General features: G+C 72.8%; 22 protein-coding genes. 5 read left to right on the top strand and 17 right to left on the bottom strand.

The window, feature by feature from the left end:
- Positions 1-37: 37 nt before the first annotated feature.
- The 4 genes from AAT21_RS03820 to AAT21_RS03805 form a co-directional block, all read right to left on the bottom strand.
- Complete coding sequence (locus tag AAT21_RS03820) at positions 38-1066, bottom strand: 6-phosphofructokinase (protein ID WP_046775224.1); 1029 nt, start codon at positions 1064-1066, stop codon at positions 38-40.
- 154 nt (positions 1067-1220) lie between these two features.
- Positions 1221-1865: a response regulator gene (locus AAT21_RS03815; protein ID WP_046775590.1), complete on the bottom strand. Its 645-nt coding sequence runs from the start codon at positions 1863-1865 to the stop codon at positions 1221-1223.
- 56 nt (positions 1866-1921) lie between these two features.
- The gene (gene macS, locus AAT21_RS03810) at positions 1922-3139 is read right to left on the bottom strand and encodes a MacS family sensor histidine kinase (protein ID WP_046775223.1); all 1218 of its coding nucleotides are present in this window, start codon (positions 3137-3139) and stop codon (positions 1922-1924) included.
- Between the two features lie 40 nt (positions 3140-3179).
- Positions 3180-3938 (bottom strand): lysophospholipid acyltransferase family protein, encoded by a 759-nt coding sequence (locus AAT21_RS03805; protein WP_046775222.1) that lies wholly within the window; start codon positions 3936-3938, stop codon positions 3180-3182.
- Between the two features lie 170 nt (positions 3939-4108).
- Here AAT21_RS03805 and AAT21_RS03800 point away from each other — a divergent pair, with 170 nt between their 5' ends.
- Complete coding sequence (locus AAT21_RS03800; protein ID WP_046775589.1) at positions 4109-4888, top strand: alpha/beta hydrolase; 780 nt, start codon at positions 4109-4111, stop codon at positions 4886-4888.
- Entirely contained in the window at positions 4881-5474 is a 594-nt protein-coding gene (locus tag AAT21_RS03795; RefSeq protein WP_046775221.1) for a hypothetical protein, read from the top strand. Before AAT21_RS03800 ends, AAT21_RS03795 begins: the two co-directional genes overlap by 8 nt.
- Positions 5475-5727: 253 nt before the next feature.
- On the opposite strand, the gene AAT21_RS03790 is transcribed toward AAT21_RS03795, so the two are convergent.
- The 6 genes from AAT21_RS03790 to AAT21_RS03765 all read right to left on the bottom strand — a co-directional run bounded on the left by AAT21_RS03790 (position 5728) and on the right by AAT21_RS03765 (position 10799).
- A complete protein-coding gene (locus AAT21_RS03790) occupies positions 5728-6492 on the bottom strand; it encodes an endonuclease/exonuclease/phosphatase family protein (protein ID WP_046775220.1) in 765 nt (254 codons plus the stop codon).
- 98 nt (positions 6493-6590) lie between these two features.
- Positions 6591-7532, bottom strand: a complete 942-nt coding sequence (locus tag AAT21_RS03785) for an ROK family glucokinase (RefSeq protein ID WP_046775219.1) — start codon at positions 7530-7532, stop codon at positions 6591-6593.
- Positions 7533-7593: 61 nt separating this feature from the next.
- Complete coding sequence (locus tag AAT21_RS03780; RefSeq protein WP_046775218.1) at positions 7594-8058, bottom strand: DUF5304 domain-containing protein; 465 nt, start codon at positions 8056-8058, stop codon at positions 7594-7596.
- 75 nt (positions 8059-8133) lie between these two features.
- The gene (locus AAT21_RS03775) at positions 8134-9291 is read right to left on the bottom strand and encodes an ArsA family ATPase (protein ID WP_046775588.1); all 1158 of its coding nucleotides are present in this window, start codon (positions 9289-9291) and stop codon (positions 8134-8136) included.
- 107 nt (positions 9292-9398) lie between these two features.
- A complete protein-coding gene (locus AAT21_RS03770; RefSeq protein ID WP_030765795.1) occupies positions 9399-9839 on the bottom strand; it encodes an SRPBCC family protein in 441 nt (146 codons plus the stop codon).
- Positions 9840-9983: 144 nt separating this feature from the next.
- Positions 9984-10799, bottom strand: a complete 816-nt coding sequence (locus AAT21_RS03765; protein ID WP_235438670.1) for a metallophosphoesterase family protein — start codon at positions 10797-10799, stop codon at positions 9984-9986.
- A gap of 243 nt (positions 10800-11042) precedes the next feature.
- Between AAT21_RS03765 and AAT21_RS03760 the strand changes: the two genes are divergently transcribed.
- Positions 11043-12839, top strand: a complete 1797-nt coding sequence (locus tag AAT21_RS03760) for an AMP-dependent synthetase/ligase (protein ID WP_046775217.1) — start codon at positions 11043-11045, stop codon at positions 12837-12839.
- A 42-nt stretch (positions 12840-12881) separates the two neighbouring features.
- Here AAT21_RS03760 and AAT21_RS03755 read toward each other — a convergent pair whose 3' ends face one another.
- The 7 genes from AAT21_RS03755 to AAT21_RS03725 all read right to left on the bottom strand — a co-directional run bounded on the left by AAT21_RS03755 (position 12882) and on the right by AAT21_RS03725 (position 21280).
- On the bottom strand, positions 12882-14495 hold the full coding sequence (locus AAT21_RS03755) for a GMC oxidoreductase (protein ID WP_046775216.1): 1614 nt from the start codon (positions 14493-14495) through the stop codon (positions 12882-12884).
- A gap of 183 nt (positions 14496-14678) precedes the next feature.
- On the bottom strand, positions 14679-15821 hold the full coding sequence (locus tag AAT21_RS03750) for a glycosyltransferase family 4 protein (protein ID WP_046775215.1): 1143 nt from the start codon (positions 15819-15821) through the stop codon (positions 14679-14681).
- A gap of 20 nt (positions 15822-15841) precedes the next feature.
- The gene (locus AAT21_RS03745; protein ID WP_046775214.1) at positions 15842-16972 is read right to left on the bottom strand and encodes a hypothetical protein; all 1131 of its coding nucleotides are present in this window, start codon (positions 16970-16972) and stop codon (positions 15842-15844) included.
- Between the two features lie 87 nt (positions 16973-17059).
- Positions 17060-18121 carry a C40 family peptidase gene (locus AAT21_RS03740; RefSeq protein WP_046775213.1) on the bottom strand — a complete coding sequence of 354 codons (1062 nt, stop codon included), beginning with the start codon at positions 18119-18121 and terminating at the stop codon, positions 17060-17062.
- Positions 18122-18351: 230 nt separating this feature from the next.
- A complete protein-coding gene (locus tag AAT21_RS03735) occupies positions 18352-19380 on the bottom strand; it encodes a C40 family peptidase (protein WP_046775212.1) in 1029 nt (342 codons plus the stop codon).
- Positions 19381-19632: 252 nt separating this feature from the next.
- Complete coding sequence (locus AAT21_RS03730; protein WP_046775211.1) at positions 19633-20997, bottom strand: NYN domain-containing protein; 1365 nt, start codon at positions 20995-20997, stop codon at positions 19633-19635.
- Between the two features lie 43 nt (positions 20998-21040).
- Positions 21041-21280 carry a hypothetical protein gene (locus AAT21_RS03725; RefSeq protein WP_030036330.1) on the bottom strand — a complete coding sequence of 80 codons (240 nt, stop codon included), beginning with the start codon at positions 21278-21280 and terminating at the stop codon, positions 21041-21043.
- Positions 21281-21404: 124 nt separating this feature from the next.
- Here AAT21_RS03725 and AAT21_RS03720 point away from each other — a divergent pair, with 124 nt between their 5' ends.
- Together AAT21_RS03720 and AAT21_RS03715 are read left to right on the top strand one after the other, a co-directional pair.
- Positions 21405-22139 carry a rhomboid family intramembrane serine protease gene (locus AAT21_RS03720; protein ID WP_046775210.1) on the top strand — a complete coding sequence of 245 codons (735 nt, stop codon included), beginning with the start codon at positions 21405-21407 and terminating at the stop codon, positions 22137-22139.
- Positions 22136-22417 carry an Lrp/AsnC family transcriptional regulator gene (locus tag AAT21_RS03715; RefSeq protein ID WP_030036325.1) on the top strand — a complete coding sequence of 94 codons (282 nt, stop codon included), beginning with the start codon at positions 22136-22138 and terminating at the stop codon, positions 22415-22417. Before AAT21_RS03720 ends, AAT21_RS03715 begins: the two co-directional genes overlap by 4 nt.
- The last annotated feature ends 195 nt before the right edge of the window (positions 22418-22612 follow it).

Raw genomic sequence — 22612 nt, 5'->3', positions numbered from 1 at the left:
TGAAGTGCGGGTGAACTCGCGGTGCGGCGGTCCGTGTTCAGCCGAAGAAGACGCCGGCTTCCCGGTAGAGGGCGGGGTCGACGGTCTTCAGCTTCGCCGTGGCGTCCGCGATCGGCACCCGGACGATGTCCGTGCCCTTCAGCGCGACCATCTTCCCGAAGTCCCCTTCGTGGACGGCGTCGATCGCGTGCAGCCCGAACCGGGTCGCCAGCCACCGGTCGAAGGCGCTCGGGGTGCCGCCGCGCTGGATGTGCCCGAGGACGGTCGTACGGGCCTCCTTGCCGGTCCGTTCCTCGATCTCCTTGGCCAGCCATTCGCCCACGCCGGACAGCCGGACGTGCCCGAAGGAGTCCTTGGTGCCGTCCTTCAGCACCATGTCGCCGTCCTTGGGCATCGCGCCCTCGGCGACGACGACGATCGGGGCGTAGCTCGCCTTGAACCGGGAGGTCACCCAGGCGCACACCTGGTCCACGTCGAAGCGCTGCTCGGGGATGAGGATGACGTTGGCGCCGCCAGCGAGCCCCGAGTGCAGGGCGATCCAGCCGGCGTGCCGGCCCATGACCTCGACGACGAGGACCCGCATGTGCGATTCGGCCGTGGTGTGCAGGCGGTCGATGGCCTCGGTCGCGATACCGACGGCGGTGTCGAAGCCGAAGGTGTAGTCGGTCGCGGACAGGTCGTTGTCGATGGTCTTCGGCACGCCGACGCACGGGATGCCGTATTCGTCATGGAGGCGGGCGGCGACCCCGAGGGTGTCCTCGCCGCCGATCGCGACGAGCGCGTCCACCTCGTACTTGGCCAGATTGTCCTTGATGTCGCGCACCCCGTTCTCGGTCTTGAACGGGTTGGTGCGCGAGGATCCGAGGATGGTGCCGCCGCGGGGCAGGATGCCGCGGACGGCGGGGATGCCGAGGGGGACCGTGCGCCCCTCGACCGCTCCCCGCCAGCCGTCCTTGAACCCGACGAACGCGCAGCCGTACTCCTGCTCGCCCTTGCGGACGACTGCCCTGATCACCGCGTTGAGCCCGGGGCAGTCGCCGCCACCGGTCAGCACTCCGACCTTCATTGCATCTCCCTTCGCCATGACGGTCACGCTAGTGGTGACGCAGGTCACATCAAGGGACCTGGAGGGGGCAATTCCGGTGGATTCGCGGGGCATTGCGTACGCCCGTTCACTCGTACGGGGACGTAAGTACGATCGACGCCCGCGTGAGCGGCGGTCAGGCGTCGTCGAGGCCCGCCTCTATGGCGTACCGGACGAGCTCCACCCGGTTGTGCAACTGCAGCTTGCCCAGGGTGTTCTGGACGTGGTTCTGCACGGTGCGGTGGGAGATGACGAGCCGTTCGGCGATCTGCTTGTACGAGAGGCCCTTGGCCACCAGCCGCAGCACCTCGGTCTCGCGGTCGGTCAGCTGCGGTGCCTTCGGCTCGTCGGAGGCCGTCGGCGCCGGGTCGGTGGCCAGCCGCCGGTACTCGCCGAGGACCAGCCCGGCCAGGCCCGGGGTGAAGACCGGGTCCCCGACGGCGGTGCGGCGGACGGCGTCGATCAGTTCCTCGGCGCCCGCGGACTTCAGCAGATAGCCGGTCGCGCCGGACTTCACCGCCTCCAGGACGTCCGCGTGCTCACCGCTGGCCGACAGGACCAGGACCCGCAGCGCCGGGTTGGCGCCGACCAGTTCCTTGCAGACCTGTACACCGGGCATGCCGGGGAGGTTGAGGTCGAGAACCAGGACGTCGGGGTTGACAGCGCGGGCCCGGCGTACCGCTTCGGGGCCGTCGCCGGCGGTGGCCACCACGTCGAGGCCGGCGGCGGCGAGGTCGCGGGCGACCGCGTCGCGCCACATCGGGTGGTCGTCGACGACCATCACCCTCGGCTCGCTCCGGTCCTGCGGCTGCTGCGGGTCGTTCACTTCGGGCTCGCTCACTTCTTGTCCGTCCTGCCCCTGGGTACCTTCAGTTCCACTTCGGTGCCCTGCCCGGGGACGGACACCAGGTCGGCGCTACCGCCGAGGTCACGCAGCCGGCCGCGGATCGACAGGGCCACGCCCATCCGGCCCTCGCCCTCCGCCTGGTCCAGGCGGCCGGCCGGGATGCCGGGGCCGTCGTCGCGGACGGTCACGATCACCTCGTCGCCCCAGTCCTCGACCAGGATCCAGGCCCGGGCACCTTCCCCGGCGTGCTTGCGCACGTTGTCGAGGGCTGCGCCGACGGCGGCCGCCAGCTCCTTCGCGGCGGGGACGGGCAGCGTTACCGGGCTGCCCGGCTCGGCGAAGCTCACCCGGGACCCGGCGTGCGGGGCGAGGAGCGAGCGCAGGTCCAGCTCGCCGCCGTCCGCGCCGGGCTCGTCGTCCTCGTAGGTGTCCACCAGCGCGCCGCGTGACTCGTCGCGGGAGACCCGGGAGGGCTGCACCAGGCCGCTGGAGACCAGCGTGCGCAGCGCCACCTCCTGCTCCCCCGCCATCCTGCCGAGCTCCTCCGCCTCGCCGCCCAGTTCGGCGCCGCGGCGCTGGACCATGGCGAGGACCTGGAGGACGCCGTCGTGGATGTCGCGGGCGAGGCGCTCGCGTTCGCGGGTGGCGGCCTCGATCTCCAGGGCGCGGGCGAGGGTGTTCTCGCTGGCCCGGGCGACCTCGACGACGTAGCCGATGGCGACGGAGGCGACCCAGACCAGCAGGACGTTGTGCAGGGTGTCCCGGGTGGGCTGGCCGGTGTGGATCACCAGGTTGGCCATGGCCACGAAGGTGGAGGCGAAGCAGGCCCAGCGCCAGCCGCCCTTGATGGCGAAGCCGAGGACCGCGCCCGCCGTCCAGATGGTGGGGAGGGTGGGGCCGCCGGCGGTGATCCGCTCCTGGGTGTCGACGATCGGCGTGAGCAGGATCCCGACGATCGCGACGGCGAGGTCCGCGACCAGGAACCCCTTGGTGCAGCTGGCGGCGTTCGACACCCTGCGGCAGGTGGCGAGGGTCCACACGGCGAGCACCGCGAGGTAGCCGCCCGCGGGCCAGGGATGCGGGAACTCCTTGTACGCCGAGGCGAACAGCAGCACCGCGTAGGCCATGGTCAGCAGCCGGTACGCGGTCAGGGCGCGCCAGAGCGGCTGCTCGACCGACATGCGTACGACGCGTTCGCGTTTCGCCATCTCCCCCACCCCCTGACGGGCGGTCCCGCCGCCCGCGCCGCTACTCGCCCTTGCCGCCCTTGTCGCCCTTGTCGCCCTTGTCGGCCTTCTCCGCCCTGGCCGCCTTCTCGGCGTCCTTGGCGGCCTTCTCGGCATCGGCGATCTGGCGCTTGGCCGCCGTCGCGTAGATGTCGACGTACTCCTGGCCGGAGAGCTTCATGATCTCGTACATGACCTCGTCGGTCACCGAGCGGAGGATGAAGCGGTCGTTGTCCATGCCGTGGTAGCGGCTGAAGTCCAGCGGCTTGCCGATCCGGATGCCCGGGCGCATGAGCTTGGGGATGACCTTGCCGGGCGGCTGGATCTTCTCCGTGTCGATCATCGCGACGGGGATCACGGGTGCGCCGGTGGCCAGTGCCACGCGGGCGAGGCCACCGGGCTTGCCGCGGTAGAGGCGGCCGTCGGGTGAACGCGTGCCCTCGGGGTAGATACCGAACAGCTCACCGCGTTCGATGACCTCGATGCCGCTCTTGATGGCGGCCTCGCCGGCGCCGCGGGCGCCGGAGCGGTCCACCGGGAGCTGGCCGACGCCCTTGAAGAACGCGGCGGTCAGCTTGCCCTTGACTCCGGGGGAGGTGAAGTACTCCGCCTTCGCGATGAAGGTCACCTTCCGGTCCAGCACCGCCGGCAGGAAGAAGGAGTCGGAGAAGGACAGGTGGTTGCTCGCGAGGATCGCCGGCCCCTCCGCGGGAATGTTCTCGAGGCCCTCCACCCACGGCCTGAAAGCGAGTTTCAGGGAACCGCCGACGGAGAACTTCATTGCGCCGTAGATCAACTCGAAAGCCTTCCTGTGTCTGTCGAACAGACCTTATCCCGTGCCCCCGCCTGCAGAGGCCCGACGACCCTGGCCGGTGCCACCCCGGTCGCGTACGGTGAAGTCACACAGAGCAACGCACCCGCCCGACGTACGTCATGATCAAGGAGACCCTGGTGCCCGTCCTCCCTGGAGCCGAGCCGTTCCGCCACGAGGGCGGAGAGGTCGGCGTCCTCCTCTGCCACGGCTTCACCGGTTCCCCGCAGTCCCTCCGCCCCTGGGCCGAGTACCTCGCCGGGCGGGGCCTGACGGTGTCGCTGCCGCTGCTGCCCGGGCATGGGACGCGCTGGCAGGACATGCAGCTCACGGGCTGGCAGGACTGGTACGCCGAGGTGGACCGCGCCCTGCGCGAGCTGCTGGACCGGTGTGAGCAGGTGTTCGTCTTCGGGCTGTCGATGGGTGGCGCGCTGGCCCTGCGGCTGGCGGCCAAGCACGGGGACGCCATCAGCGGCGTCGTGCTGGTCAACCCGGCCAACAAGGTGCACGACCCGCTGGCCTTCGCCCTGCCGGTCGCACAGCACTTCGTCCGCTCGACCCCCGGCATCGCCAGTGACATCGCGAAGCCGGGCTCGGTGGAGGTCGGCTACGACCGGGTCCCGACGCGGGCCGCGCACTCGCTGCGGAAGTTCCTGCAGCTCGTGGACGCCGAGCTGCCGCAGGTGACGCAGCCGCTGCTGCTCCTGCACAGCCCGCAGGACCACGTGGTGCCGCCCGTCGACTCGGCGAGGGTGCTGGCCCGGGTCTCGTCGACGGACGTCACGGAGACCCTGCTGGAACAGAGCTACCACGTCGCGACGTTGGACCATGACGCGGAGCGGATCTTCGCGGACAGTTTTGCGTTCGTCGGCCGACTGGCGGAGAGCGTGGGCAGGGAGGGGGCGGAGGCCGGTGGCTGAGCACGAGGAGCAGTCGGGCGGCATCCCGCCGCTGGACGAGGAAGCGGCGTGGGCCGCGATCGTGGCCGGATACGGGCAGGAGCCGCCGGACCCGCCGGGGTCCCGGCCGTTCCGGCCCATCGAGAATCTCCTGCTGCCCGAGGAGGACGTCAAACCGCTGCCTGCGGAGCCGGGCCAGGACGCCGAGCCGGAGTCCAAGGCCAAGCCCGAGCCGGAGCCGCCGGCCGCGCCGGCGCCCGCGCTGGGCAGCTCGGTGGTGTTCGCCCCGGGCGTGGGCATGGCGGGCCCGCGTGACCACTCGCTGGCGGAGCCGGACGACGACGACCTGACGCCGGCGGACGAGGGTCACTTCGTCCAGCCCGAGCCGGAGCTCCCGCCGGCGGACACGACGGCGAAGTTCGCGTGGCTCGCGGTGGTCGGCGGCCCGGTGCTCCTGCTGCTGGCGGTGCTGCTGCAGTGGGACATGACCTGGTGGCTGACGACGCTCGGCATCGGCGGCTTCCTGGGCGGCTTCGCGACGCTGGTCGCCCGCATGCAGCACGGTGACGACGAGGACGACGACCCGGGCCGCGGCGCGGTCGTCTGACCGACCGGCGGGGCTGCCCTCCAGCGCTTGAGGCGCAGGGTCCGGGGCAGCGCCGCCGCTCTCTCCAGCCCCGGGGCGCTCTTCTCAGCCCCGCCGCCGCTCTTCTCAGCCTCGCCGGCGCTCTTTCAGCCTCGCCGGCGTTTGAGGCGCGGGGCCCGGGGCGGAGCCCCGCTCTTCTCAGCCCCGCCGGCGTTTGAGGCGCGGGGGCCCGGGGGCAGGGCCCCCGCAGCAGCGCCGCACCCGGACCCCGGAGCTACGCGACAGCCGGCAGCCGCAGCACCGCCAGCACCGGCAGGTGGTCCGTGGCCGACCGCAGGTCCGCCCCGGACACCCCCGCCAGCCCCGCAGGGACCCCGCAGGCCAGCACCTCCACCCCCGCCGTGGCGAACACCGCGTCGATCCGCCGGTCCGGCGCCGTCGCCGGGAAGGTCCGCTGCCCGCCCCACGGCGCCACCGCCCAGCAGTCCTGCAGCACGGAGGCGAGCCGTCCGAAGGCGGGGCCGTCCGGGCCCTCGTTCACGTCCCCCGCGACGATCCCGTACGGGGTGTCCAGCGCGGCCACCCCGTCGAGGACGAGGTCCGCCTGGGCCCGCCGCTGCGCCCGGTCCAGGGACAGGTGCGCCGAGACCACACCCACGCGCACGCCCCCGATGCGCACGACCGCGGTGGCCAGGCCCCGTCGGTGCAGTCCGGGTGTGTGCGGCAGCAGTACGTCCTGTGTCCGCTCCACGAAGACCCGCAGCGAGCACAGCAGGAGCGGTCCGGTCGCCGTCGCGCCGCCGCCCAGCACCACCAGGTCGCACTTCCTGGCCAGCCTCGCCGCGTGTTTGCGCCACCGGAAGAACCGCGGCGCCTCCTGTACGAGGACCAGGTCCGGCTCGCAGGCGCGGATGACCCGGACCAGCGCCTCCTCGTCGTCGCGCAGCGAGCGGACGTTGTATCCGAGCACCCGGATCACGGCGGAACCGTCCGGCTCCGTACGGGACTTCGGCAGCGAGGGCAGCGGCGACTGGTCCATGTACGGCAAGATACGCAGCCGCCCGCCGCTCCCCCAAGGGGCGCGGCGGGCGGTCCGGGTGGAAGGCATCGGCCCGGGCGGCGTCAGCCCAGGCGGCGTCAGCCCTGGCGGGCCAGGTCGGCCGCTCCGACGAGTCCGGCCTTGCCGCCGAGCTGCGCGGCGAGCACCTGGGCGTGCGGACGCCAGGCGCCGCCGACCAGCCAGCGCTTGAAGGACTTGCGGATCGGGTCGAGTACGAGGTCGCCCTCGTCGGAGACGCCGCCGCCGACGATGAACGCCGAGGGGTCGAACAGGGACGCCAGGTCGGCGAGGCCCGCGCCGGCCCAGCGGGCCAGTTCGCGGAAGGCGTCGACGGCGACCAGGTCGCCCTGCCGGGCGGCCTCGCTGATGTGCTTGCCCTCGATGCCGTCGGGGGTGCCGTCGCCGAGCGCGAGCAGGATCGCCGCGTTCTCGGGGGTGGCGTTGGCGCGCTGCTTGGCGTAGCGGACGAGCGCGCGGCCGGAGGCGTACTGCTCCCAGCAGCCCTGGCTGCCGCAGCCGCACAGCAGACCGTCCGGGACGACCCGGATGTGGCCGAACTCGGCGGCGACGCCGAAGCGTCCGCGCCGCAGCTTGTTGCCGATGATGATGCCGCCGCCCAGGCCGGTGCCGAGCGTGATGCAGATGACGTCGTCGTGGCCCTGGCCGGCGCCGAAGCGGTATTCGCCCCAGGCCGCGCAGTTCGCGTCGTTCTCGACGACGACGGGCAGGCCGATGCGCTGCTCGACCTTGTCCTTGAGCGGCTCGTGGCGCCAGTTGATGTTCGGCGCGAAGAGTACGGTCGCGCGCTTGTCGTCGACGTATCCGGCGGCGCCGATGCCGACGGCCTCGATGGTGTGGTTGCTGCTGACCTCGGAGACGGCGGCGCAGATGGCCTCCGTCACTCCGTCCGCGGTCGGCGGGGTGGGCACCTTGTACGTCTCAAGGATCGTGCCCTCTTCGTCGACCACGCCGGCCGCGATCTTCGTGCCGCCGATGTCGACGCCGATGGTGAGTCCCATTAGTCCCTCGGTTTCCGGTCAAACCCCGCCACGGCCAACGGTACCCGAGGGCGCCGCGGGCTCAGTCGAGATCGATCCGCTCCGCCGGGCCGTCTTCGGGGCCGTCACCGCGCGGGTCGCGGTCCGCGGGCGCCTGCCGGGGGGTGCCGGTCTCGCCGCGGGTCCACCGGCCCTCGTGGCCCTCGACGGCGGAGCGGTAGGCGGCGAGGAGCTCGGAGCCGGCGGCCGCGAGGTGGTCGAAGACCTCGGGGTTGCGTTCGATGACGGGCTTCGCCGCGCTTTTGGCCTGGTCGACGATCTGACGCACCGCGCCCTGGGCGGCGACGCCGAACAGCGGGTTGTTCAGTCCGGAGACCTTGTCGGCGACGGCCTCGAAGAGCTTGAAGAGCTCCTCGGCGGCGGTCCCGGTGGCGCCGGGGCCCGCCTGGCCCTGCCCGCGCAGGCGCTCCTTCTCGGCGGCGAGGTCCTCGGCACAGGCCTTGGCCCAGGCGTCGTCGTCGGTGGGGCGGTCGGTGGCCTCGCTCATGGCGGACTCTCCTGAGGCGGCTGCTGGGCGTGCGTGCTGTCTACCTTCGACGGTACCCGAACGGGGGTATCCGGTTCAGCGCGTACGGGGCCACAGGCCCGGGTCCGGGGTGAAGCGGACGCGGAGCTCGCCCTCGGTGAGGGCGGCACCGGAGACGGTGCACCGGCGCAGCGCCGAGGGCAGCGGAACGATCCTTCGGTACGGGCCCGCCGTGAGCAGCAGCTCGTCGCCGCGGCGGACGAGGTCGAGGTCGCGTTTGTGTGCGCCGGGCAGCGGAACCACCCAGACGAGGACGCCGTCCTCGGCGAGCCGGTCCTCGACGGGCCAGGCCCGGCGGGGGGCGGGCGGGTCCGGGACGAGTCCGCCGGGGGCGGCGAGCCGGTCGAGGTCGTCCTGGCCCTGGGGGTCGGGTCCGAGGTGGGCGAGGGTGACGACGGGGCCGTCGCCGGCCCACTGGGCGGCGTACTTCTCCTGCTGGGCGGCGAGCCCGGCGAGCCAGGGGTCGGCGGAGCCGGGCGGGACCGTCCGGTTGGCGACGACGTCGCGGACGGCCAGCTGCTGGAGGGCGAGGCCCAGCCGTCCCGTCCGGAGCGCGTCGGCGGCGGCCGGTCCGGGCTCGGCGACCAGGCGTACCTCGGTGGTGTCCGCCTCGATGACGGCCTGGACGGCGGCGAGCTCCTCGTCCCAGCGTGCGGCGGCCTCGTAGAGCCACTGGGCGGGCATGGGTACGCCGGCCAGCTGGGCCAGTACGGGCCGCAGGGCGCGGGCGGCCTGCTTCTCGGCGGGGAGCAGGCGGGCGAGGTAGCGGCGCAGCTGGGCGGGGAGGGCGAGGGTGGCGACGGCCTGGTGGAGCGGGGGCAGGTCGACGACGACGAGGTCGGTGTCGGGTGCGGCGGCGGCCCGGCGCAGGGCGCGGAGCAGGGCGAACTGTTCGGAGCCGGGCAGTTCGGTGAGTTCCTCGGCGCCCAGCGGCCGGGCTCCGACCATGGAGAGCAGGGCGGATCCGCGTTCCTGGAGGGCGGCGAGCTCGTCGCGGAACTCCTGGCCGGAGTCCACCGCGGCGACGCTCAGGCCGGGCGGGAGCGGGTCGCCGAGGAGTTCGGCGAGCGGGTCGCCCGGGTCGCCGGAGAGCAGCAGCACCTGCCTGCCCCGGCGGGCCGCGGCGAGGGCGGTGGCCGCCGCCACGGTGGTCCGCCCGGCCCCGCCGGGGCCGGTGATGAGCAAGGTGTGCATGTGCGGTTGCTCCGGGTCGGTGGGGTGCGCCGCCGTGCGGGGTCCGCGGCGGGATCCCATGGGAGGTGCCGTGTCCGGCGGCCGGGCACGGCACCTTCCCGGCTGGGTCAGACGGACTCGACGCGCTTCTTCAGGCCCGCCAGTGCGCGGTCGATGATGACCTTCTCGGCCTTGCGCTTGATCATGCCGAGCATGGGGATCTTGACGTCGACGGTCAGCTGGTAGGTGACCTCGGTGCGCTTGCCGCCGTCCACCGGGGCGAGCCGGTAGGAGCCGTCGAGCTGGCGCAGCATCTGGGACTTGTCCAGGGTCCAGCTGACCTCGTCGGTGCCCTTCCAGGTGTAGGCGAGGGTGTGGTCGTCCTTGATCGCGCCCGCGTCGAGCAGCAGCCGGACCTTCTCGGCCCGGCCGTCGGCGTCGGTGGCGAGGACCTCGGCCTCCTTCACCTCGCCGGTCCACTCGGGGTAGCGGGCGAAGTCGGCGATCACGGCCATCACGTCGCCGGGCGCGGCGTCGATCGTGATGCTTGAGCTGGTGTGTTCCGCCATCGCGGTCGCTCCTCCGGAGATTGTTCGAGGATGTGTACGGCCTCCGGCCGCCGCGTGAAGGCTACCGCGCGTGTGGACGCCGCCACTCCAGTGGCTCCCCGGGTCCGCCGCGGGGCGTCCGGAACCGGTCGGTCGCCGGCGCTGTCACCACTCCATGACCCAGGGGCGGCCGGTGGAGGCGAAGTGCCCGACGTTCACGCACTCGGTGGCTCCGATCCGCATGCGGCGGGCGAGCGGCTGGTGGACGTGGCCGAAGAGGGCGTAGCGGGGCCGGGTGCGGCGGATGGCGGCCAGCAGGGCCTCGCTGCCGCGTTCGAAGCGGCGGGCGACGGTGTCGTAGCAGAGCTCGGGGACTTCCGGCGGGATGTGCGAGCACAGTACGTCGACCTCGCCGAGGGCCTCGACCTTGGCGGCGTACTCCTCCACGTCCACTTCGTAGGGGGTGCGCATGGGTGAGGGGAGTCCGCCGCCGACGAAGCCGAAGACGCGGCCGGCGATCTCGGCCCGCTGTCCGTCGAGGACGGTGAGGCCGTGGCGGTCGGCGTACTCGGGCCACAGGTCCGGGATGTCGACGTTGCCGTAGGTGGCGTAGGTGGGGCGGGGGAAGGCGGCGAACATCTCCGCGTACTGGCGGCGTACCGCGTCCTCGATCATGCGCTCGCGGTCGAGGCCCGCCCACAGGCGCCGGCCGAGGGCGTGGGCCTCCTCGAAGCGGCGCTGCGTGCGCAGCTCGACGATGAGGTCGGCGTTCTCGACGCCGAACAGGTCGGGGAAGATCCCGCGGGAGTGGTCGGCGTAGTCGAGGAAGAGGACGAGGTCGCCGAGGCAGATCAGGGCGTCCGCGCCGTCGCCGGCGCGGGCGAGGGCCTCGGTGTTGCCGTGCACGTCGCTCACGACGTGGACCCGTGTACGGCTCGATCCGCTCGTGCCGTTCTTCCCGCCCCGCATGCTGCCAGCCATGCGGCCAACCCTAGGGGGGCCGGTGAGGAGCTGGTAGTGGGCTTGTGAAAGCGGGGCCTACCTGCGGTTACTTCCGAGTCTGCGAGGGGGTCGACTACTGTCGGCCCGTCGGGGACGGACCCTGTGAGTGCAGAATGTGACGCACGGAACATCTGGCCGGTTCCCTCTATCGGGAACCCACTACCGGTGGGTAACGTCCGGTCGGTCCACATGGTGGCGATGGCGCCCAGAGGAGCAGCAGTCTTGCGCGAGTTCAGCCTTCCGGCCCTGTACGAGGTCCCGTCGGACGGGAACCTGACGGATCTCATCCGCCGCAACGCCGCCCAGCACCCAGACACCGCCGTCATGAGCCGCAAGGCCGACGGCCGGTGGCAGGACGTGACGGCGACCGAGTTCCTGGCCGAGGTGCGTGCGACGGCCAAGGGCCTGATCGCGGCCGGCGTCCGCCCCGGCGACCGGGTCGCCCTGATCTCCCGCACCCGCTACGAGTGGGTGCTGATCGACTTCGCGATCTGGAGCGCGGGCGGCGTCACCGTCCCCGTGTACGAGACCAGCTCCCCCGAGCAGATCCAGTGGATCCTCGGCGACTCCGGCGCGGTGGCCGCCGTCGTGGAGAACGCCGGGCACGGCCAGGCCGTGGCCTCGCTGCGTGACCGCCTGCCGGAGCTGCGCGACGTCTGGGAGATCGAGCAGGGCGCCGTGGAGGCACTGAAGGCCGCGGGCGCGGCCGTCACCGACGCCGAGGTCGACGAGCGCAGCAGCCTCGCGAACGCCGACGACCCGGCCACCATCGTCTACACCTCGGGCACCACCGGCCGCCCCAAGGGCTGCGTGCTGACCCACCGCAACTTCTTCGCGGAGTGCGGCAACGCGGTGGAGCGCCTGAAGCCGCTGTTCAAAACCGGCGAGTGCTCGGTGCTGCTGTTCCTGCCGGCCGCGCACGTCTTCGGGCGGCTCGTGGAGGTGGCGGCCGTGCTGGCGCCGATCCGCCTGGGCTGCGTACCGGACATCAAGAACCTCACCGACGAGCTGCAGTCCTTCCGGCCCACGCTGATCCTCGGCGTCCCCCGGGTCTTCGAGAAGGTCTACAACTCGGCGCGCGCCAAGGCGCAGGCCGAGGGCAAGGGCAAGATCTTCGACGCGGCGGCCGACACGGCCATCGCCTACAGCCGTGCGCTGGACACTCCGCGCGGCCCGTCCTTCGGGCTGAAGCTCAAGCACAAGATCTTCTCGAAGCTGGTCTACAGCAAGCTGCACGCGGTCCTCGGCGGCCGCGGCGAGTTCGCAATCTCCGGCGGCGCCCCGCTGGGCGAGCGGCTGGGCCACTTCTTCCGCGGCATCGGCTTCACAGTCCTGGAGGGCTACGGCCTGACGGAGTCCTGTGCGGCGACGACCTTCAACCCGTGGGACAAGCAGAAGATCGGTACGGTCGGCCAGCCCATGCCGGGCTCCGTGGTGCGCATCGCGGACGACGGCGAGGTGCTGCTGCACGGCGAGCAGATCTTCACCGGGTACTGGAAGAACGAGGCGGCGACCGCCGAGGCGCTGACCGACGGCTGGTTCCACACCGGCGACGTCGGCACTCTCGACGAGGACGGCTACCTCACGATCACGGGCCGCAAGAAGGAGCTCATCGTCACGGCGGGCGGCAAGAACGTGGCCCCCGCGGTGATCGAGGACCGGATCCGGGCGCACGCGCTGGTCGCGGAGTGCATGGTGGTCGGCGACGGGCGGCCGTTCGTGGCGGCGCTGGTCACGATCGACGAGGAGTTCCTCGGCCGCTGGGCGGCGGAGAACGGCAAGCCGGCGGGTGTGACGGCGGCGGAGCTGCGCGAGGACGCGGAGCTGATCGCCGCCGTCCAGCAGGCGATCGACGATGGCAACGCGGCGGTTTCCAAGGCGGAATCGGTGCGGAAATTCCGCATTCTGCCCTCCCAGTTCACGGAGGAGTCGGGTCACATCACGCCGTCGCTGAAGCTGAAGCGCAACGTGGTGGCGAAGGACTACGCGGACGAGATCGAGGCGCTCTACCGCGGCTGACCGCGGCCGCGGTCCGACGGCGCCGACGGCCGGAGGCCGCTGTCAGCGGGGGTCGGCGAGGACCCGTTCCATGTTCCGCTCGGCGAGAGCGGTGATGGTGACGAACGGGTTCACACCGAGCGACCCCGGGACCAGGGAGCCGTCGACCACGTACAGCCCCTGGTACCCCTTGACCCGCCCGTAGGTGTCGGTCGCGTCCCCGAGGACGCAGCCGCCGAGCGGGTGGTAGGTGAAGTCGTCGGCGAAGGCCCTGTTCCCGCCGAACAGGTCGTAGCGGTAGATCGTGAAGTTGCGCCGGTTGATGCGGTCGAAGAGGTTCTTCGCCGCGTCGACCGCGGGCGTGTTCTGCTCCCGCCGCCAGTTGAGGCGGGCGGAGTCGGTGGCCGCGTCGTAGGTGAAGTACCCGCGCTCCCGGTTCCTGGTGATGGCCAGGTACATCGAGATCCAGTGCTCCAGGCCCATGGGGAGCGGGGCGATCTCGGCGAAGACCGGGTTCGCTGCGTTGTCCCAGTCGTCGATGCCGAGGGCGGGCATGGTGGCCTGGCGGGCGCCGACGGTGTCCCAGAGATGGTTGGCGCGTGCGGTCATGACGTTGCCGTTGGGTCCCCAGCCGCGCCCGACCTGCTCGCTGAGCGCGGGCAGCGCACCGGTCTCGCGGGCCCGCAGCAGGATCTCGGTGGTGCCGAGGCTGCCGGCGCCGAGGAAGAGCTGCCGGCAGCCGAGTTCGCGGACCTGGGTGACCTTTCCGGTGACGTCGCTGGTGCGCACCGTCAGGACGTACCCGCCGGCCGGGTCGGGCCGTACGCCGACCACCCGCTGCATGGTCTCGATGGTGACGTTGCCGGTGCCGACGGCGGCGGCGAGGTAGGTCTTGTCGAGGCTCCTCTTGCCGTGGTTGTTTCCGTAGATGACCTCTCCGGCCAGGGCCGAGCGGGGCGCGGTGCCCGCCGCCTCGCGCTTCATGTGGCCGAAGTCGTAGACGTTGGGCACGAAGACGGTCTTCAGGCCGGTGTTGTGGGCGTGCTTGCGGGAGATCCGGGCGAACCGGTACCACTCGGTGGACTCGAACCAGGCGGGGTCGATGTCGTTCACACCGAGCATGGCGCGGGCCCGGGGGTAGTAGGTGCCGTACATCTCACCGGCGTCGACGCCCGGGAAGACCTCGGTGAAGTACGAGCGCCGCGGGGTGGGCGCCATACCGCCGTTGACGAGCGAACCGCCGCCGACGCCTCGTCCCACGTAGACGGACATGGCCCCGTGGTTGACCCGGTCCAGGACGCCGGGGTACGGGTTGATGTCGCGGTTGACCACGTCGAGCCAGAGGAACTGCGCGAGCGGGGCCTCGGTGCGGGTGCGGAACCACATGGAGCGGTGGTCGGGGGCGGAGGTGGAGGGGAAGACCTTGCCGTCGGGTCCGGGGGTGTCCCACAGCCGGCCCATTTCGAGCACGACGGTCCGTACGCCCGCCTGCCCGAGCCGCAGGGCGGCGACGGCGGATCCGTAGCCAGAGCCGACGACGACGGCGGGGGCGTAGGGGACGGCGGCGGGCTCGGCGGCGGCGGCGGAGGCCGCCCCGATCCGGGTGAAACCGAGTGCGGCGGCGGTCGAGAGGGCGCCGAGACCCAGTATGTGACGACGCGTCAGATTGGATGCCATGGCCGCATCATGAGCGGAATCAAGCCGTCCGCCCAGACGCGGTATTGACAGACATCCGAGGAACAGTCAGACGTGGCTGGGCAGCTGGTTGCCGGCGCGGGCTGACAGTTTCAGCCCCGCCGGCGTTTGAGGCGCGGGGGTCCGGGGGCAGGGCCCCCGGCAGCGGCGCCGCACCCGCACCGGCTACAGCAGCTCGCGCAGGCGTTCCGCCAGGAGGTCCCAGCGCCACTTCTCCTCGACCCAGGCGCGGCCCCGCTCACCCATGCGCGCCCGCAGGTCCGGGTCCTTCAGCAGGGCCGCGATCCGGTCCGCGGCCTCCTCGGGCTCACCGCCCCGCACGACCCAGCCGGTCTCGCCGTCCAGCACCGCGTCCGGCGCTCCGCCCGAGTCGCCCGCGACCACTGGCAGGCCCGTCGCCGAGGCCTCCAGGTAGACGATGCCGAGCCCTTCCACGTCGAGGCCGCCGCGCCGGGTCCGGCAGGGCATGGCGAAGACGTCGCCCGCGCCGTAGTGCGCGGGGAGTTCGGACCACGGGACCGCCCCGGTGAAGACCACCGACGAGGCCACGCCCGTGGCCGCGGCCAGCGCGCGCAGGTCCGCCTCGTACGGGCCGCCCCCGACGATCAGCAGCACGGCGCCGGGGACCGATGCCAGGATCCGCGGCATGGCCTCGATCAGCGTGTCCTGGCCCTTGCGCGGGACCAGCCGCGACACGCACACCACCACGGGCCGGTCCGTCAGGCCGAGCCGGGCCCGGACCTCGTCGCCGCCCGACCCCGGGTGGAAGGTCTTCTCGTCGACTCCCGGCGGGAGTTGGACCATCCGCGCCGCCGCCCGGCCGGTGACCGCCGAGGCGATCCGGGAGCGCGTGTACTCCCCCAGGTACGTCAGCGTGTCCGTGCCCTCGCCGATCCGCCGCAGCAGCTGCCGCGCGGCCGGCAGCTGGGCCCAGCCCGCCTCGTGCCCGTGGGTGGTCGCCACGATCCGCCGGGCGCCCGCCCGCCGCAGCGCCGGACCCATCAGCCCGAGCGGGGCGGCGGCCCCGAACCACACCGACTCGCAGCCGTGTTCGCGCAGCAGGCCCACCGCCCGCCGCGTCACGCGCGGGGTCGGCAGCAGCATCGTCGTACGGTCGCGGACCACCTGGAACGGCTGCTCCGCGTCGAAGGCCGCAGTGGCCTCGCGGCCCTCCGCACTGTGCTTCCACGTGGAGGCGTAGACGACGACACGGTCGGGATCCAGCCGTAGCGCCATGTTGTGGAGGAAGGCCTGGATGCCGCCCGGTCGCGGCGGGAAGTCGTTGGTCACGATCAGGGTCTTGTGCATCGCCTGCCGACAGTACCCGCTCAGCGCAGCTCCTCGCGAAGGGACTCCTGCCAGGCCTTCGTCAGCCCGGCCCGGTCCACCCCGGGGGTCGCCCGCAGCGCGGTCTCCAGCGGTTCGCGGCCGGCCCGCCCGTACAGCTCCACCAGGGCCTTCTCGCCCCACTTCGCCGCGATCAGCCGGCAGGCCAGCCATGCGCCCTCGTACGCCCGCGCCGCCGCCTCCGGGTCACCCCCGAAGGCGAAGTCCTCCGTCCGGGGCAGCTCCCCCGGCAGCGCGCCGCGCCGCACCGCCCGGGCGAGCGCCGGGGCGGCCCGCTCGGCGGTCGTGGCGGCGCCCCGGTACGCCGCCCAGTCCGCGAAGCCCTCGGAGAGCCACAGCGGAGTGGCCGCCGAGGTCGCCGAGCGCGTGGCCACGTGCGTGACCTCGTGGGTCAGGATGATCCGGCGGCCCTCCGCGCCCAGGCCGGCGTACCCCTCCGGATTGACCACGACCCGGTCCGCGGGGGCCGGGCCGGCGCCCACCCGGCCGGTGGTGACGGCGCCCAGCCCCCGGTAGGTGTCGGCGGGGCGGCCCAGCAGCCGCGCCATCGCGTCGAGGGAACCGGGGACCAGGACGACCACCCGGCCCGCCCAGGGCCCGGGCCAGGCCGCGCTCACCGCGGGAACCGCCCGGTCGGCCTCGGCCGCGATCTCCCGCAGCGTCTGCGCGCTCTGCCCGGCCCCGCCGAGGACCAGGGAGCGCGTACCGGCGGCCACCCGCACCGGGCCCTGGTCCCACAGCTGCGGCAGGGCGCCCGGCGCGGGGCGGTCGGCGGCGACCCGCCAGACCCCGCCCTCCCGGACGAGGTCCAGCTCGCGCGCGGACTCCTCGGGCGCCGTGTCGTAGCCGGCCAGGCGGTGGCGCAGCCGGGCCGCGGCGACGGCCCGCGCGCCGTCCCGCCGCACCGAGGAGACCTCGTACGACCGCTCGGCGAAGGGGATCCCGGCGAGCCCCTCGGGGGTCTCCCGCGACCAGTCGGCGACGGCCTTGCGGACGTCGCGTCCGGCGGAGTCGGCGGGGCCGGCCGGCCGCGGAACGCAGCCGGCGAGCAGCGCGCACAGCAGGAGCGCCACGAGCGGCAGGGTGCGCGCCGGACGGCGGACGGGGAGCATCCGCCGATCGTACGCAGGGTGCCGCGGGCGGCGGGGGCGGCGGAGGCCGGTCCGCGGGCGGCGGGGGCGGGTCCGCCCCTGGCCGGGTCAGGGGCGGGTCACCGCCGACACCGGCATCATCCCGACCGGGTCGTAGCGCACCCGGGCTCCGGGGTAGGGGGCGTGGATCACCTGGCCGTTGCCCACGTACATGCCGACGTGGCTGGCGTCGGAGCGGTACGTCACCAGGTCGCCCGGGCGGGCCTGCGACAGCGGCACCTGGCGCCCGGCGTGCCGCTGGGCCTGCGAGGTGCGCGGCAGCGAGACGCCGGCCTGCCGGTAGGACCAGACCATCAGCCCGGAGCAGTCGAAGCCGGAAGGGCCGGTGGAGCCCCACACATACGGGCGGCCGATGGCGGCCCGGGCCGCCATCACGGCCGCCGCGGCGCGGCCGGAGGAGGGGCCGCCGCCCATCGGGCCCAGGTCGGGCTGGCCGTCGTGGCGCCCGCCGGAGCGGGAGGAGCGCTCGAAGTCGGCCCGCTCCGCGGACGGCATGGAGTTGAGGAGCCGCTGCGCGGCGGCGAGTTTGGCGGTGACGGCGCGCTTGTGGCGGGCGACGTCGGAGCGCAGCGCGTCGAGTTCGGCGAGTTTGCGGGAGGCCTCGGCGCGCACCTGGCCGAGCCGGCGCTGCTCGTGGCGCAGTTCGTCGAGCTGCCGGGCCTGGCGCTCGGTCAGCCGGTCCAGGGCGGCGGCCTGTTCCAGGTAGGAGTCGGGGTCCCGGGAGAGAATCAGCGCGACGGCGGGGTCGATGCCGCCGCTGCGGTACTGGGCCCCGGCGAAGGTGCCGAGGACGCCGCGCATGGTGTTGATGCGCTCCTGGCCGCGGGCGACCGCGTCCTGGGCCCGGTTGACCTCGGTGCGGAGCCTGTCGGCCTTCTCGCCCGCCTCGTTGAAGTGCTCGGTGGCCTGCTCGGCCTCCTCGTAGAGCCGGTCGACCTGGGCGCTGACGCCGGATCTCGCGCCGCCGCCGGGCTCCTGCGGGAGGCTCGGGGCCGCGCCCGCGGGTGCGGCCGCCAGGGCGACCGCGGCGGTGGCCGCGGCGGCGGTGAGGACGGTGACCTTGGTGTTCCGGTCGAGGCCGCCGAGCCCGGGCCGACGATGGGACGCCATGTGAACCCGCTCCCTTCCGCTGGGCGGGCCCGGGTCCGCCCCCGTGGACGGCCGTGTGCCGGGTTCCGCGCTGGCAGACAGTAGCCGCGCGGCCACGCACCGACCAACGACCGGGGGCGGGCGGACATGCCGACGCCCCACCGGAGACGCAGGTCACCGGCGGGGCGTGTGGTCAGAGCGGGGCCGTGGAATTCGCCCGGATGGGCGGCGTACGGCGCGTCCGTCGGCCGTCAGCCGATGCGGACACCGAACTGGAACGGCATGTTGTCCATCGACTCGTACTTGACGCCGCCGCGCGGGTTCGAGGCGTGCAGCGTCATGTTGTTGCCGGCGTACAGGCCGACGTGGTGCAGGTCTCCGTAGAAGAAGACCAGGTCACCGGGCTGCAGCTGGCTGCGGCTGATGCGGGTGCCGTCGTTGGCCTGGGTGTAGGTCACACGGCTGATGTTGACGCCGGCCTGCTTGTACGCCCACTGCGTCAGCCCGGAGCAGTCGAAGGAGCTGGGGCCCTCGTGGCCCGAGATGTACGCGCTGCCCACCTTGGTCTTGGCGGCGGCGAGGGCGGCTCCCGCGCGGCCCGAGGCCTTGACGTCGCCGAGGTCGACGCGCTGGCTGTCGGCGCGGCTGGCGCGCGTCTCCTCGTCCTTCAGCGCGGCACGCTCCTGCGCCGTGAGGGTGTTGAGGATGGCCTGGGCGGCGGCGAGCTTCTCGGACGAGACCTTCTTCTTCTCGGCGAGCTCCTTGCGGGTGGCGTCGAGGTCGGCGAGCTTGCCGGCAGCCTCCTGGCGCTGCTGCGCGAGGGTGCGCTGCTTCGCCTGGATCTTCTGGACCGCTTCGACCTGCTTGCCGCTCAGGTGCTCCAGGGAGGAGGCCTTGTCGAGGTAGCTGTCGGGGTCCTCGGAGAGGAGGAGGGCGAGGGAGGGGTCGATGCCGCCGGTGCGGTACTGGGCGCTCGCCATCGAACCGAGCACGCTGCGCAGCTCGTTGAGCTCGCTCTGGCCGCGCGCGACCTGGTCCTGGATCTGCCCGATCTCCTTCTCGAGCGTCGCCTGGCGCTCCTTGGCCCCGTTGAACTTCTCGGTGGCCTGCTCCGCCTCTTCATAGAGGGCGTCGACCTGGCTCTTGACCTCGTCCTTGCTCGGCTTGGCCGGAGCTGCGGAGGCGCTCTGTGCGGTGAGGGCGACGGCTGCGGCCGCGACCGAGGTGAGTACGGTCACACGAGCGCGGGTCGGCTGCTTGGGTCGACGGTGGGACGCCACGAAGGCGATCTCCTTCTTCCTGGAGCCGCCGAAGAACGCAACTCGGCAGCACCTTCGCTGCCACCCCGAATGAGTGATCTACCGCACGAAGGTTTGAGCAGACCCTAGTGACCCAGCTGTGATCAGTTCAAATCCTGCCGGGAAAAAACTCGGGCCCCGACCAGGTTCTTTACCTTCAGCCCACGCTCCGTGCCGGGTACTTGACGGTGCGTCCTCGACAGGACCCGTCAATTCCGGCATTCGGTGCGGGAGTTAGGAAACGCGCGAAAGCCGCTTCAGCAACAAAGCGGACGTTACGGGCCGCGCTCCGGCCTTGGCCACCCCGTCGGCGACCTCCCGGTCCGTGGACACCACGACCACCGGCCGGCCCGGCGGCTCCGCCCGCACCAGCTGCCGGATCAGCTCGTCGGCCGTCACCCCGGCCTTGGAGAACAGCACCCGCACCCCGCGCGGCGGCGCGAGCAGCACCGGGGCCGCCAGCTCCGCGCCGTCGAAGACACAGGTCATCTCCGCGCCCGTCTGCGCGGCCAGCATCGACAGCCCGCCGAGCAGCCGCAGCCGCTGCTTCTCCAGCGGCATCGTCGGATAGCCGGTCTTGGTCACGTTGTAGCCGTCGACCACCAGATGGGCCTGGGGCAGCGCCAACAACTGGTCCAGCAGCGCCGGATCGGTCTCCGACAGGGCGCGCGCCGCGATGTCCTTCGGCGTCATCCGGCCCGGCTCCACCGCGTCCACCGTGTCGGCCGGGCGGGTGTTCACCGGAGGCAGCGCCAGCTCACGGCGCAGCCCCTGCGCCGCGTCCAGCACGGTGTCCAGCAGCAGCCGCAGCCGCATGTCCTCGATGCTGCGCCCCTCGCGGGTGGCCCGGCGCGAGGTCTCCAGCGCCGTCTCCACCTCCGAGAGACGGGACTTGAGCCGCCGGCTCTCGCTCTCGGCGGCCGCCACACGGGTCGCGGCCTCGCCTCGGATCCCGTCGATCTCGGCGGTCACCTTGCGCAGGGCCGCCTCGCCGCGCTTGACGTCGCTGAGCGCACTGCGCAGCCGCCGCTGAAGCGATTCCGCTTCCTTGCGCGCCGCCTCCAGCTCGGCCCGTACCTGCTCACCGCCCGTACGCTGCAGCTCCCGTACGTGCTCCAGCTCCTCGCGCAGCCGCTCCAGCTCGCGCCGGCTCTCCTCACCGACCCGCTCGGCGTCGGCGCGCAGCGCCTCCTCGCCTGCGGCGGCCACCAGCTTGACCCACCCCGCGGGCCGCAGGACGAAAGCGGCGGCCGCCACGTCCAGCGGGTCCGCGGCGGCCGGCGGCGCGCCCGACTCCAGCGCGCCGGCCAGGTCCGACTGCGCCTCGCGCAGCTTCTCGGCGACCCTGCTGCGGAACACCGGGTCGGTCTCGACCGCGGCGGCCATGGCGTTGCCCGCGAACTTGGCGCGCCGGGTCGGGGTGAACCGGGCGTACTGGCGCAGCTGCGCCGGCAGGTCCGCGACCGTCAGCGCGCCGAAGGCGTCCGAGACGAGCGCGACGACCCGGCGCCGCACGCCTTCCGGCAGCGGGCGGTCGAGCGCCTCCGCGGCGTCGTCGGCCGCGTCGGCCGCCCCGGCGCCGCTTGCTGGCTCCACAATCCGTCACCCCTACCGTGATGGTCTACCTGCGGGCGGGGCTCCTTCAGGAGTCCGCGCCCGGCCTGTCCACGAGCTCGATCTGGTCCACCGCGTTGCACCAGCGACAGCGGACAGACTCGATGGTCTCATTGACCACCTCGCGCTCCTCGACCTTGGGCTCCCCGGCGAGGTCCAGGTGGATGTACTCGACGACCTTCGACGAGCGGGTGACGTCGAAGCGGGTGAGGTTGCCGCACAGGGTGCAGCGCCACCGCGTGGTGTCGGTCGGCAGGGGAACCGTCATCGGGCCGCTCTCTCCTTCGTAGCTGATTCAATTAAAGCGGTCCGTTCGGCCGTCCGCGTCGGCCTGAGCACCGCAGCTCGTAACCCTACGGCCTGCCACCGCTCCAGGGGGGTCGCGTTGCGTCATGCTCTGTCACATGATCGTAAGGTGGCGGACCGTGCGCGAAGCTGCCCGGGGACCGGTGGTCACCCATGCGCTGATCGCGGGCTGCGCGGTGGTGTTCGTGCTGAGCCCCGCGTCGGGGCTCGATCCCGGCTACGGAACCGGTGACGACCTGCTGGCCGCGGGCACCGCGTACTTCCGGCGCTGGGGCGTGGTCCCGGACGAGCTCTTCACGGACACCCCACGCGCCTGGCTGACGCCGCTGACCGCGCTGTTCGTCCACGGCAGCTGGCTGCACCTGCTCGGGAACATGCTCTTCCTCTTCGTCTTCGGCGCGCTGGCCGAGGAGCGGATGGGCCGTCCGGCGTTCCTCGTCTTCTACCTCTGCACGGGCTACCTGGCGCTGGCGGCGTACGCGGCGGCCAACGCGGAGTCCGCGCAGACGCTGGTCGGCGCGTCCGGTGCGATCTCGGCCGTCCTGGGCGCCTTCCTCTTCCTGCTCCCGCGGGCGAGGGTGACGAGCCTGTTCCCGTTCCTCTTCTTCCTGCCGCTGCGCTTCCCGGCCTGGATGGTGCTGCTGTTCTGGTTCGCCCTCCAATGGGTGGCGGCGCACCGCGCCGACAGCGGGCCGGGAGTCGCCTATCTGGCCCATCTGGTGGGGTTCTCGCTCGGCTTCCTCTACGCATGGGCCCGCTATCGGGGTACGACTAGAGTGAGGCGACCAGCGACGGCCACCGAGGGAGACAGCCAGCCGTGATCACCGCGATCGTGCTCATCAAGACCAGCGTGGACCGCATCCCCGAGATCGCCGAGTCCATCGCGGCGCTGGACAGCGTCAGCGAGGTCTACTCCGTCACGGGGACGTACGACCTGATCGCGCTGGTCCGCGTGAACCGCCACGAGAACCTGGCCGACATCATCCCCGGCCGCATCAGCAAGATCCCGGGCGTCGAGGCGACGGACACGCACGTGGCGTTCCGCACGTACTCGCAGCACGACCTGGAGGCGGCGTTCGCCATCGGCCTCGACGCCTGACGCCTCCGGCGCGGTCTGCGGATCTGGCCCTTTCCCTGCAGGCGGCCGGTTTGGCTCCGCCCGGGCGGGGGTGCCCTGCGGAGGCTTGGCGGTCCGGCTCTGGCTCCGCCCGGGTCGGGGAGCGGTGCCGGTACGGGGTGTCTCCTCGGCTCGGCGCGTGCGGGTACGCCCCGGCCAGGCGGCCCCGGTTGCGCG

Origin of the sequence: Streptomyces yangpuensis, from assembly GCF_001005295.1 — a bacterium.
Classification (GTDB): Bacteria; Actinomycetota; Actinomycetes; order Streptomycetales; family Streptomycetaceae; genus Streptomyces; species Streptomyces yangpuensis.
The sequence above is the reverse complement of the archived record's forward strand: the minus strand, read 5'-3'. Positions and strand labels throughout refer to the sequence as shown.